This is a genomic window from Streptomyces sp. NPDC020681 (assembly GCF_044334895.1).
Lineage (GTDB): Bacteria > Actinomycetota > Actinomycetes > Streptomycetales > Streptomycetaceae > Streptomyces.
Map to the genome: position 1 here is coordinate 155,146 of NZ_JBIRTX010000003.1, position 11,489 is coordinate 166,634.

At 69.0% G+C, this 11,489-nt stretch carries 11 protein-coding genes; 5 read left to right on the forward strand and 6 right to left on the reverse strand.

From position 1 onward, the window contains the following. Positions 1-48: 48 nt before the first annotated feature. A complete protein-coding gene (locus ACH4YL_RS07820) occupies positions 49-579 on the reverse strand; it encodes an Lrp/AsnC family transcriptional regulator (RefSeq protein ID WP_398505855.1) in 531 nt (176 codons plus the stop codon). A 64-nt stretch (positions 580-643) separates the two neighbouring features. On the opposite strand from ACH4YL_RS07820, the gene ACH4YL_RS07825 reads away from it, so the two are divergent. The 3 genes from ACH4YL_RS07825 to ACH4YL_RS07835 all read left to right on the forward strand — a co-directional run bounded on the left by ACH4YL_RS07825 (position 644) and on the right by ACH4YL_RS07835 (position 4,244). Continuing rightward, the gene (locus ACH4YL_RS07825; RefSeq protein WP_398505857.1) at positions 644-1,603 is read left to right on the forward strand and encodes an NAD-dependent epimerase/dehydratase family protein; all 960 of its coding nucleotides are present in this window, start codon (positions 644-646) and stop codon (positions 1,601-1,603) included. Further along, positions 1,603-2,514 (forward strand): aldo/keto reductase, encoded by a 912-nt coding sequence (locus ACH4YL_RS07830; RefSeq protein ID WP_398505859.1) that lies wholly within the window; start codon positions 1,603-1,605, stop codon positions 2,512-2,514. The genes ACH4YL_RS07825 and ACH4YL_RS07830 overlap by 1 nt, the downstream gene beginning before the upstream one ends. A gap of 260 nt (positions 2,515-2,774) precedes the next feature. Beyond that, on the forward strand, positions 2,775-4,244 hold the full coding sequence (locus ACH4YL_RS07835; protein WP_398505861.1) for a glycoside hydrolase family 16 protein: 1,470 nt from the start codon (positions 2,775-2,777) through the stop codon (positions 4,242-4,244). A gap of 91 nt (positions 4,245-4,335) precedes the next feature. Here the strand turns inward: ACH4YL_RS07835 and ACH4YL_RS07840 are convergent, their stop codons facing one another. Next, positions 4,336-4,515, reverse strand: a complete 180-nt coding sequence (locus ACH4YL_RS07840; protein ID WP_398505863.1) for a hypothetical protein — start codon at positions 4,513-4,515, stop codon at positions 4,336-4,338. A gap of 86 nt (positions 4,516-4,601) precedes the next feature. On the opposite strand from ACH4YL_RS07840, the gene ACH4YL_RS07845 reads away from it, so the two are divergent. Then, positions 4,602-5,189, forward strand: coding sequence for a DUF1996 domain-containing protein (locus tag ACH4YL_RS07845; protein ID WP_398505864.1), 588 nt, complete (start codon positions 4,602-4,604; stop codon positions 5,187-5,189). Positions 5,190-5,354: 165 nt separating this feature from the next. Here ACH4YL_RS07845 and ACH4YL_RS07850 read toward each other — a convergent pair whose 3' ends face one another. Together ACH4YL_RS07850 and ACH4YL_RS07855 are read right to left on the reverse strand one after the other, a co-directional pair. Continuing rightward, positions 5,355-6,143 (reverse strand): class I SAM-dependent methyltransferase, encoded by a 789-nt coding sequence (locus tag ACH4YL_RS07850; protein ID WP_398505866.1) that lies wholly within the window; start codon positions 6,141-6,143, stop codon positions 5,355-5,357. Between the two features lie 90 nt (positions 6,144-6,233). Further along, positions 6,234-7,838, reverse strand: a complete 1,605-nt coding sequence (locus ACH4YL_RS07855; protein WP_398505868.1) for an MFS transporter — start codon at positions 7,836-7,838, stop codon at positions 6,234-6,236. 93 nt (positions 7,839-7,931) lie between these two features. Between ACH4YL_RS07855 and ACH4YL_RS07860 the strand changes: the two genes are divergently transcribed. Further along, entirely contained in the window at positions 7,932-8,573 is a 642-nt protein-coding gene (locus ACH4YL_RS07860) for a TetR/AcrR family transcriptional regulator (RefSeq protein WP_398505870.1), read from the forward strand. A gap of 45 nt (positions 8,574-8,618) precedes the next feature. Here ACH4YL_RS07860 and ACH4YL_RS07865 read toward each other — a convergent pair whose 3' ends face one another. Then, positions 8,619-9,842, reverse strand: coding sequence for a YncE family protein (locus ACH4YL_RS07865; protein WP_398505872.1), 1,224 nt, complete (start codon positions 9,840-9,842; stop codon positions 8,619-8,621). A gap of 150 nt (positions 9,843-9,992) precedes the next feature. Next, positions 9,993-11,387, reverse strand: coding sequence for a cation:dicarboxylate symporter family transporter (locus ACH4YL_RS07870; RefSeq protein WP_398505874.1), 1,395 nt, complete (start codon positions 11,385-11,387; stop codon positions 9,993-9,995). Positions 11,388-11,489: the final 102 nt, after the last annotated feature.

Below are 11,489 nucleotides of genomic sequence, written 5' to 3' on the forward strand. Positions count from 1 at the left end.
AAGTACCGACAAATAAGTCAGGTACTCACCGAAAGGTAAACATCGAGGTCACCGCGGTGGCGTCGACGGCGGCAGCAGCGGCTTCCGTTCCAGCGGCGAGGTCAGCACGATGGATGTCGTCGTACGGCCGAGTGCCGACGTCGCCTCCAGCACATCCTCCAGATGCACCGTGTCGGTCACCGCGACCTTGATGATCCAGCAGTCCTCGCCGACGACATGGTGTGCCTCGATCACCTCCGGGCGGGCCAGCAGTTCCAGCGTCCGCGGGTGCTTGAGGTTGTAGCCGCCGTGCGGATTGACCCGGATGAAGGCCTGGATGCCGTAGCCGAGACGGGCGGCCGAGACATGCGCGCCGTAGCCGGTGATCGCGCCGCACGCCTCCAGCCGGCGGACCCGCTCGGTGACCGCCGCGGGGCTCAGCCGGACCCGGCGGCCCAGTTCGCTGAGTTTGATGCGGCCGTCGCTCTGGACGAGCTCCAGGATCTGCCGGTCGACCTGGTCGAAGGTGGCCGCCGAGGTTTCGACGGCGGCGGGACGCAGATGCCGTGGTTCTTTCGGCAGAGCGGCCGGATCTCCCATGTCTCCCCCTTCATCGTGTGGCGCATAAACGTAACACTTGACGTACGACGAGAGGGAGTTGGGAATGCGGGACATCCAAGTGCGCGACATATGTGTCATCGGCGGAAACCGGTACTTCGGAAAGCGGCTGATCGACCGGCTGCTGAATTCGGGCGACCGGGTCACGGTCATCAATCGCGGATCGTCGCCGCCGCCCGCCGGAGTGACACATCTGGTCGCGGACCGCGACGACGAAGAATCGCTGCGCGCCGCGCTCGGTTCGCGCACGTTCGATGTCGTCTTCGACCAGGTCTGCTACACGCCGCGGCAGGCGGATATCGCGCGGCGCGTTTTCGCGGGCCGCACGCGCCGCTATGTGATGACGTCCACCGTCGAGGTGTACGAGTACGAGCACTCGGCGACGCCGGTACGCGAGCACGCGGTCGACCCGCTGACGGTGGCCGTGGACCTGACGCTGCCGTGGGACGACGCGAACTTCCGCGAGGAGCACTACGGCGAGGGAAAGCGGCAGGCAGAGGCCGTCTTCGCGGCCGGTTCGGCGGTCCAGGCCGGTTCGGCGGTCCAGGCAGGTCCCGCCTTTCCGTATGTGTCGGTGCGCGTCGCTCATGTCCTCGGCGGGGACGACGACTTCACCGGTCGGGTGGACCACTACGCCGAGCGGATCGAGGCGGGCGAGCCGATCGCCGTGCCCGCCGCGAACCAGCCCGCGACGTATGTCCATGTCGAGGAGATCGCGGACTTCCTGGCCTGGGTGGGAGGCCAGGAATTCAACGGACCGGTGAATGCGAATGCGTACGGCCCGCTCACGACTGCCGATATCTGCGCGGCGATCGAGCACGAGATCGGCGGACGCGCGGAGTTTCTTCCGGTGGAGGTCGGCGAGGTCTCTCCGTTCTCCTTCTCCCGTTCGTACGGAATGGACAATGCGCGGGCGGCGGAGCTCGGTTACGTCTTCCGGCACTCCTCGGAATGGCTGCGGCAGGCCGTCGCGCAGACGCTGGCAGCCCGGAAGCAGGTGCGGTAATGCGATACCGCACGCTGGGCGGGAACGGCTTTCGGGTGAGCGCGATCGGGCTCGGGGCGATGCCACTGTCGATCGAGGGGCATCCCGACGAGCGGCAGGCCGTCGCCACGGTGCATGCCGCGCTCGACGCGGGCGTGACGCTGATCGACACGGCCGACTCGTACTACGCGCCGGGCGGCGAGCCGGGGCCCGGTGAGCTGCTCGTCGCACGGGCGCTGGCGGCGTACGGCGGCGACGCCGATGCCGTACTGGTCGCGACGAAGGGCGGGCGCGGGCGGACCGACGACGGCGACTGGACGGTCAACGGGGACCCGGAGTATCTGAAGCGGGCGGCGAAGGCTTCGCTGGCGCGGCTCGGCGGGCCGGCGATCGGCCTGTACCAGTTGCACAAGCCGGACCCGGCGGTTCCGTTCGCGGAATCGCTGGGTGCGCTGAGCGAGTTGCTCGACGAGGGCACGATCCGGCTGGCCGGGATCTCCAATGTGAACGTCGGCCAGATCCGGCTGGCGCGGGAGATGCTGGGCGACCGGCTGGTGTCCGTACAGAACCGCTATTCGGCGGCGATGCGGGACGGCGAGGCCGAGCTGCGGCTCTGCGCGGAACTGGGTCTGGCGTTTATGCCGTGGAGCCCGCTCGGCGGGATCTCGCGCAGTTCGCTGGACGGCAGGTCGGGCGGGCCCGAGGAGCAGGGCCCGTACGCCGCCTTCCACACGGTGGCCCGCAACCACGGCGCGAGCCCGCAACAGGTCGCGCTCGCCTGGCTGTTGGCCCGCTCCTCCACGGTGATCCCGATCCCGGGGGCCAGTCGCCCCCAGAGCATCCGCGACTCGGCGGCAGCGGCCGAACTGGTGTTGAGCGAGGAGGAACTGGCGGCACTGGACGCGACCGGGACGGCCGCGGCGGCCGATTGACCACGCCGGGCCGGGCGCACGGGCCGGCGCCGCACGCCCCCGCCGTACTGAACGGCGGGCCAGCGCCCCGCCCGCCCGGACGAACTGCTTCCGCCTCTCCCCCGCTCCCACCAGGCAACTCGCTCAACTGCCGCTCACGTTCAAGAAGTTAACGATGTACAGCCATTGACGCTCGCACTGGCTACATCTACAAAACTCTCTGAGAGCGCTCTCAAGCGCGCTCCGAAACCCAGCGCACCGCCCCCTCCCGGAGGTGTCCCTTGAGCACGAGCCGCATCAGACGCATCCCCTTCCTCACCATCCTCGTCGCCCTGGCCGTCGCACTGGCCGGCTTCATAGCCGTCAGCGGCGCCGGTACGGCGCGCGGCGACGTACCCCCCACGCCCGGCTGGAACCTCCAGTGGAGCGACGACTTCAACGGGCCCAACAGGTCCCTGCCCTCGGGCGCCAACTGGCAGATCGACACCGGGCACGGCTACCCGGGCGGGCCCGGCAACTGGGGCACCGGAGAGATCCAGAACTACACGAGCAGCCCCGACAACGTCTCGCTCGACGGCGGCGGCAATCTCCGCATCACGCCGCTGCGTGACGGCGCGGGCAACTGGACCTCGTCCCGCATCGAGACCAAGCGCGCCGACTTCAAGGCTCCCGCCGGCGGCACGCTGCGCATCGAGGGCCGGATCCAGATGCCGAACGTCACCGGCGACGCCGCGCTCGGCTACTGGCCCGCCTTCTGGGCGCTGGGCTCGCCGTACCGCGGCAACTACTGGAACTGGCCGTCCATCGGCGAGTTCGACATCATGGAGAACGTCAACGGCATCAACTCCGTCTGGGGCGTGCTGCACTGCGGCGTCAACCCCGGCGGCCCCTGCAACGAGACCAGCGGCATCGCCAACAACCGCGCCTGCCCCGGCGCCAGTTGCCAGTCCGCCTTCCACACGTACCGCTTCGAGTGGGACCGCTCCGTCTCACCCAATGAGCTGCGCTGGTACGTGGACGGCCAGCTCTTCCACAGCGTGAACCAGAACCGGATGGATGCCGGCACCTGGGCCAACATGACCGAGCACGCCGGCTACTTCATCCTGCTCAACGTCGCGATCGGCGGCGCGTTCCCCGACGCGCTCGCGGGCAAGACGCCGACTCCCGCGACCGTCCCCGGCCGCCCGATGCTCGTCGACTATGTCGCCGTCTGGACCAAGGGCGCCGGCGGGCCGACCGACCCGCCCACCACCGACCCGCCCACGACGCCGCCGCCGTCCGGCTCCTCGCAGCTGTATCTGCGTACGGGAGGCGGCGCGGGTGACGCGGCGGCATCGGCCGCGACGGTGAGCCTCGCGTCGGCGGGCGGCGCGAACTACGACGGCACCCCGCACAGTCCGCAGGTCTTCACCTCGTCCGGGATCACCCGCAGATACAACGGCGGGGCCACGCAGTTCGACCTCTTCGTGGACGCGGGCACGACGGTCGCCAACGGCCAGCAGGTCAGGGTGAGTTACGACCGTACGGGCGACGGGACCTGGGACCGGACGGAGACGTACCACTACTTCGCCACCGATCCCGTGCCGGGCTACGAGCACTACACCCAGGCGAAGGGCCTCAAGTCGTCCACCGGTGCGCTCGGCGACCTGACCAACGGAAAGGTGCGCGTAGAGGTCTGGAACGCGATCGGCCCCGGCACCAGCACGGTCGGCGTCGGCAACCAGTCCGTCGTACGGATCCCCTTCGACTGACGGGAGGTGTCGTCATGATCCGCAGACTGCTCACAGGCGCGGCGGCGCTACTGTTCCTGGCCACGGCGGGATGGGTGACCGCCGGGACGGATCACAGCCGGACCTCGCACGCGGGGCACCGGTACGAGTACACCAAGGCCCAGGCGGCGGCCATCGTCGCCCAGGCCGCGGCACCGGTCCGCGGCAGCGAGTTCCGGGCGGACTGCTTCTCCAGCCACCGCAGGGGCGACGACCCGATCGTCTTCCCGGGCCAGGCCGGCCGTTCGCACATCCACGAGTTCTACGGCAACAGGGACGGCGAACGCCTCGTCGACGCTGGAGTCGCTCGCCGCCGGCACCACCAACTGCACCCCCACCGTGGACCTCTCCTCCTACTGGACGCCCACCCTCTACAAGAACGGAGCCCCCGTGGCCCCCGAGCGGGTCACCGTCTACTACCAGGGCATCACCGACCACACCCGGGCCGTCGCCCATCCGCGCGGTCTGCGGTACGTCGTCGGCAACGCCCTGGCCACATCGCCCGACCAGAACCCCGCCGCACGCTGGTCGTGCGTCGGACGGCCGGAGTCGAGCCGGGACTTCATCAACTGCCCGGCGGGCACCAAGCTGGAGAATTATCTCGACTTCCCGACCTGCTGGGACGGGAAGAACCTGGACAGCGCCAACCACCGCGACCACATGGCGTACGCGGTCGGGCAGACCTGCCCGGCCAGTCACCCGGTGGTCGTGCCGCGCCTGGAGCTGCTGATCACCTGGCCGGTGAACGGCGGCGGGCTGACGCTCGCGGGCACCAGGAACGGGGCCAATGTGACCGATGCGCCCGGCTACACCTTCCACGGCGACTTCTTCAACGCCTGGGACGACGCCGAGCTGAAGCGGCGCGTGGCCAACTGCATTGTCGCGGGCTACGTCTGCGGGACGGACGGCAATCCGATCCAGCAGTAGCACGTCCGGATCAGCGGTAGCGGGTCCGCGCGACCGGTCGGCGCGACCGGTCCGCGTGACCGGTCCGGGTCCGGGACGCCCAGCAGCCTGCGGGCAGGGCGTCCCGGACCGCAGCCGTTCCACCGCCACACCGGTACAGCCGGGCGTCGAACGGCCGTAGACCGGTCAGACGGCCTGGCGCCGGACGCGGATCTTCGACTGGCCGTGCGGCCGTTCCTCCCAGTCGTCCATGAAGCGTGCCTGCAGGCCGTGCTTCTCGGCCACGGTGATCAGCGTCGACGTGCGGTAGTAGAAGTCCTCGTGCAGGACCTGGTGTTCGTCACCCTCGGTCCGGTCGAAGGTGAAGTCGAAGAAGCCGTCCGGGGCGAGGACCCGGCCCACATTCGCCAGGCATTCCTCGATGACGTCGATCGGCGAGTGCGAGAAGACGCTGTGGGCGTGCACCACGTCGAAATGGTTCGCGGGCAGGAAGTCGAGCGTGAGGTTCCCGGTGATGGTCAGATGCGGCAGCTTGTCCTGGAGCTGGTACGTCGTGACCGTTTCCTTCGCCGCGATCAGGATGTCCGGCGAGATGTCGATGCCGTAGTAGTTGCCGGGTTCGAGGTACTGGATGAACCGCCAGCCCGCGCGCAGATTGCCGCAGCCGATGTCGAGCATCCGGTGCTGCGGCTGCAGCCCGTGCTCCACGAGATAGTCGAACTGCATCTTCCCCAGCGCCAGCCAGCGGTGGTGGCTCTGGCTGCCGACCGCCGCCTCCGGGCTGCGGGCGGCGTCGGACGCCATGACCGCGCGGTAGTACGCGACATGGTCCCGGTGCTTGACGCGGAGCCGGAGGTCGCGGGTGGCGCGCCGGAGATAGGGGCGGATGCGGGCGGGATTCCTCAGCGCGTACGCGAGTTTGTGGGCGAGGCGGGACCGGTTGGCAGTGGGAGGCGGTGCTGGCTCAGCAGACATCCCGCCATTGGACAGGCATTGGGCAGTGAGGACCAGTACCCGGTCGCTCCACGCGTGAGATCGGCGATCCGTTCGACCAACTGCGGGAGATCAGCTACCCGTTCGTGTGACCTCACGCTGCTCGGGCGACTCGGACTCGGCGGGTTCCGAGGCCGCCTTGGCCCGGCGCGGCAGCAGGATCGCGACCAGCACCGTTCCCGCGCCGAGTACCACCGCGCCGACGAGACTGGTGTGCGCGACGGCGTCCGAGAACGCGCCGTGCACGGCGGTCACCAGGGCCTGCGCCTGCTCGGGACCCGCCTGTAGGCCGACCTGCTGGGCGACGGCAAGACCGGCGCCGACCGAGTCCTGTGCGGTGTCGAGCGCCTCGGGAGGCAGCTTGGTCCCGACCGCGTCGGCGAGCTGGGACGAGTACGAACCGGCCAGCACCGAGCCGAGGATGGCGATGCCGAGCGAGCCGCCGAGTTCGATGGAGGTGTCGTTCACCGCTCCGCCGACGCCGAGTTCGGCCTCCGGGAACGCGCCCATGATGGCGTCGGTGCACGGCGAGAGCGCGAGTCCGATGGCCAGCCCGAGGATGACGAGCGGGGCCACGAAGTCGCCGTACCCCGAACCTGCGTCGATACGGGTCAGCAGCGCCAGCGCGGTGGTGCCGCCGACCATGCCCGCGGTGACGGTGACCTTCATGCCGAGCCGCGGAGTGAGGACGCCGGTCAGCGCCGAGCCGACGAAGACGGCTCCGGCCAGCGGCAGCATCCGTATGCCGGTCTCGAAGGCGTCGAAGCCGAGCACGAACTGAAGATACTGCGTGAGGTAGTAGAACGCGCCGAAGACCGCGAGGAAGAAGAGAGCCACGGCGAGGTTCGAGCCGGCGAAGCCGCGGTCGGTGAACCGGCGTACGTCCAGGACCGGCCGCGGGTGCCGCAGCTCCCAGACCACGAACAGCACCAGGCCGAGCCCGGCGAGAACGGCCGCGGCGATGGCCTCCGCACCCCAGCCGAAGTGCGGGCCCTGGATGATCATGTAGACGAGCGCGCCGATCCAGACGACGGAGAGCAGTCCGCCGACGTAGTCGATTCGGCCGTGGTGTGCGGCCTTGGACGGCGGTACGAGCACCAGCGAGCCGACGATCGCGAGAGCGGCCACGGGCACGTTGATCAGGAACGTCGACGCCCAGCCGTGGTTCTCCAGCAGCGCTCCGGCCACCAGCGGGCCCGCCGCGATGGCGACCCCGGCGGTGGCGGTCCACAGCACGATCGCCTTGGCCCGCTCGGCGCGCGGGAAGGTCGCGGCGAGCAGCGAGAGCGTGGCGGGCATGATCATCGCGGCGCCGACGCCCATGACCGCGCGGGCCGTGATCACTCCGGCCGCGCTGTCGACCAGCGATCCGGCGACCGCTCCCGCGCCGAAGACGAGCAGTCCGATGACGAGCGCGCCGCGTCGGCTGTATTTGTCGCCGATCGCACCGAGCAGCAGCATCAGCGCCGCATACGGAACGGTGTAGCCGTCGACCACCCACTGCAGGTCGGAGCTGGTGAGCCCCAGGTCTTTGGTCATGTCGGGCGCGGCGACGGTCAGCGCGGTGTTCGCCATCACGATGATCAGCAGGCTGAGACAGAGGACGAGCAGCGCCCACCAGCGGCGGGCGTAGGGCCGGTCCATCTGCTCGACGGGGCGCTTCATGACGAGACTCACGGGACTCCACCTCTCAGGATCTTGCACACTCATGTGCAATTACACACCGCTGTGCAATTTACGTCAATGCACAGCGGTGTGCAAAATGGAGCCATGACGACGACCGGAACCCCGGGCACCAGCGGCAGAGCCGACGCGAACCGCCGGCGCATCATGCAGGTCGCGATCACCGAGCTCTTGCGCGACCAGGACGCCTCCATGGACCAGATCGCCCGCGCGGCCGGAGTGGTGCGCCGGACGGTGTACGGGCACTTCCCGAGCCGCGACGCGCTGATCTCGGCGCTGGTGGACGACGCGGTGGCGACGGTCGCCGAGGCGCACGAGCGCGGCCTCGCGGGTGCGGCGAACGCGCCCGAGGCGCTGGCCCGCGCCACGCTCGCGGCGTGGGAGATCGCCGACCGCTACCGCCTGCTGGTGGCGCTCGCCCAGCGCAGCGTGACGATGGAGGGCATCAAGCAGCGCCTCGCGCCGGTCCGCAAGGCCGAGTGCGATCTGCTCCAACAGGGCATCGACGAGGGCGAGTTCAGCTCTCCGCTGCCGGCGGCGGCGCTCGCGTATGTCCAGGAACAGCAGTTGTTCGGCCTGATGGAGGCCGTGAACGACGGAGCCCTGCCCGCGAAGGACGCGGGCAGGGCTGCCGCGGTGATCGCACTGCTCACGGCGGGCTTCGGCGAGCAGCGGGCGCGGGACCTGGTGGCGAAGCTCCAGCCCCGGGACCTGGCGGCGAGTCTGTAGCCGCCAGACCTGGTGCCGGGGCTACGGGTGGCCCCGCAGGGTCCTCTACCGCAGGCCCTCCAGCGCCTCCTCCGCCAGCTTGCCCACACGCTCGCGCTGCGGGAAGTCGCCGACCTTCACCCTGGCGACCTCCTTGGCCGTCGCGTAGTCGATCACCGAGACCTCGTCGCGGTTGGAGAGCGTCACAAAGCAGTGCCTGCCGTCCGGCGCGGTCACGCTCCAGTACGGCAGTGAGCCCGCCGGATAGCGCACAAAGCCGTCCGTCGCCAGGCCGGGCCGGGAGACCACGGCGGTGTAGTCGTCGATCGTGCCCGCCATGCAGAGCTTGTCGCCCGCGGCGTTCAGCGCGATGCCGTGGTGCGCGGAGTTCTGCGGATAGTCGTCGGGCTTCATCGCGCCGCCGCCCGCGCCGAACGGCATCTCGACCGTCCGCACGGTCTTGCCGCTGACCAGGTCGTACTCGATGAAGCCGTTGAGGTACGACAGTTGCGCGTACATCGTCTTCTCGTCCGGCGTGATCACGGCCGGCCGCACGCCGTAGTCGAAGGTGTACTTGCGCACCACCTTCAGCGTCTTGGCGTCCGCGACCGTCACCTGCTTGCTGCCCTTGAGGAAGTTGAGCGCCTTCGGCAGCGAGGTGACGCCGATCGACATGTTGTAGATGTGCGAGCCGTCCGCCGAGTACATGTTCTCGTGCGGATAGGTGCCGGTCGGGAACTCGCCGGTGATCTTGCCGGTGGCGGTGTCCAGCGTCTGCGCCTTGGCGGCGGTGATGGCCGAGACCACAAACGTCCTGCCGTCCGGCGAGAGCGTCGCATGGTCGGCCTTCAGCCCGTCCAGATGCGTACGCCACAGCTGGCGCCCGCTCTTGACGTCGTACGCGGCGGTGTCGCCGAGGTTTCCGCGGGACACGTACAACGTCCGCCCGTCGGGCGAGAGATGGGCGTCGTCGACGAACTTGTCGCCGCCCGCCTGCTGTTTGACGATCTCGTACGCGGCACGCCGGATCGGGTCCATCCCGGCGAGCACGGCTTCGAGGTCCGGGATGACATCGAGCGTGCCGAGATTCTCGTAGGTGGTCGAGTCGATGAAGTTGACAGTGCCGTCGACGCTGTTGCCGACGACCACGACATCACGCAGCCCGCCCTCCGCAATGGGGGAAACGGAGGGCGGGAGTGCGGTGGGCGGGGCGGCGGAGGCCGTCGAGGCCGTCACGGAACCCACGGCGAGCGTGAGGGTGAGTGCGAGCAGAGCCGGAAGACGTGACATGGGGGGCGTCCCTTCGCATGTTCCTGCGCATGTTCATGCCATGGCAGTCGCATACGATCTCACGTCGGGGTTACCGGCGGTACGCCAACGACCGGACAATTATCCGGAGTTGGCGTACCGGGTGCTGCGGGGCAGCTCCGAAGCCCTGCGTCACACCTTGGCGACCACGTCGTCACCGTGCCGCTGCTCCGGCGGCGCGACGGCCCGACCCGAGCCGTAACCGGCATCCTCGACCGCGGCCGACGAGCTCTGGTCGTCGTCCAGCAGCGTCCGCTCGTCGAACGGGAACCGGCCGGCCAGCACCTCGTCGACCCGATCCTTGTCGATCTCCTTCGTCCACGTGCCGATCAGGACGGTGGCGACCGCGTTGCCCGCGAAGTTCGTCAGAGCGCGGGCCTCGCTCATGAAGCGGTCGATGCCGACGATCAGACCGATGCCGTCGACCAGCGCGGGCTTGTGCGACTGGAGGCCACCGGCCAGCGTCGCGAGACCCGCACCGGTCACACCCGCAGCGCCCTTCGAGGCGACGAACAGGAAGAGCAGCAGCGGAATCTGCTCGCCGATCGACATCGGCGTACCCATGGCGTCGGCGATGAACAGCGAGGCCATGGTCATGTAGATCATGGTGCCGTCGAGGTTGAAGGAGTAGCCGGTCGGGACGGTGATGCCGACCACCGGCTTGCTGACACCCATGTGCTCCATCTTCGCGATGAGCCGCGGCAGCGCGGACTCGGAGGAGGAGGTGGACAGGATGAGCAGGAACTCACGGCCCAGGTACTTAAACAGCGCGAGGATGTTGAGACCCGCGACGACCCTCAGCAGCGCGGCGAGCACGATGAAGACGAAGAGGAAACAGGTGGCGTAGAAGCCGAGCATCAGTACGGCGAGGCTCTTGAGCGCGTCCACACCCGCCGAGCCGGTGACGGCCGCGATCGCGCCGAAGGCGCCGATGGGCGCCGCCCACATCACCATCGCGAGGACGCGGAAGACCAGCCGCTGGATGTGCTCCACGCCGCGGAGAATCGGCGCTCCCGTCGAGCCCATGGCCTGCAGCGCGAAACCGACGAGCAGCGCGACGAGCAGGGTCTGCAGGACCTCGCCGCCCGTGAAGGCGGAGACGATCGTCGTCGGAATGATCCCGAGCAGGAACTCGGTGGTGTCCTTGGCCTCGGTGACCTGCTCATGACCCGCGTCCTTGACCGCGTCGGTCACCGCAAGGCCCGTGCCCGGGTCCAGGATGTTGCCGACGACGAGGCCGATCGCGAGGGCGACCAGCGACATGACGGTGAAGTAGGCGAGCGCGATGCCGCCCACGGCGCCGACCTTCGCGGCCTTGCGTACCGAGCCGATGCCCAGCACGATCGTGCAGAAGATGATCGGCGAGATCATCATCTTGATCAGATTCACAAAGCCGGTACCGATGGGTTTCAGCTCAACCGCGAAGTCCGGGGCGACCAGACCCACGGCGATGCCGAGCCCAACAGCGATGATCACGGCGATGTAGAGATAGTGGGTACGGTCCCGCCTGACGGCTCCTGTAGCCACGAGGGCCTCCTCGTTGAGGTTCTTTGTCCATGTCCCGATGGATGCCGTGAATATCCATCACCCTGTGACCCCGGTCACCCTTACGTTCGTTTCGTTCACACG

Excerpts from the sequence above, each read along its gene's own strand:
- ACH4YL_RS07860 (WP_398505870.1), top strand. The coding sequence starts at position 7,932 with ATGACGACGACCGGAACCCCGGGCACCAGCGGCAGAGCCGACGCGAAC.
- ACH4YL_RS07830 (WP_398505859.1), top strand. The coding sequence starts at position 1,603 with ATGCGATACCGCACGCTGGGCGGGAACGGCTTTCGGGTGAGCGCGATC.
- ACH4YL_RS07820 (WP_398505855.1), bottom strand. The coding sequence starts at position 579 with ATGGGAGATCCGGCCGCTCTGCCGAAAGAACCACGGCATCTGCGTCCC.
- ACH4YL_RS07865 (WP_398505872.1), bottom strand. The coding sequence starts at position 9,842 with ATGTCACGTCTTCCGGCTCTGCTCGCACTCACCCTCACGCTCGCCGTG.
- ACH4YL_RS07850 (WP_398505866.1), bottom strand. The coding sequence starts at position 6,143 with ATGTCTGCTGAGCCAGCACCGCCTCCCACTGCCAACCGGTCCCGCCTC.
- ACH4YL_RS07840 (WP_398505863.1), bottom strand. The coding sequence starts at position 4,515 with ATGTGCGAACGGCCGGCCTGGCCCGGGAAGACGATCGGGTCGTCGCCC.
- ACH4YL_RS07825 (WP_398505857.1), top strand. The coding sequence starts at position 644 with ATGCGGGACATCCAAGTGCGCGACATATGTGTCATCGGCGGAAACCGG.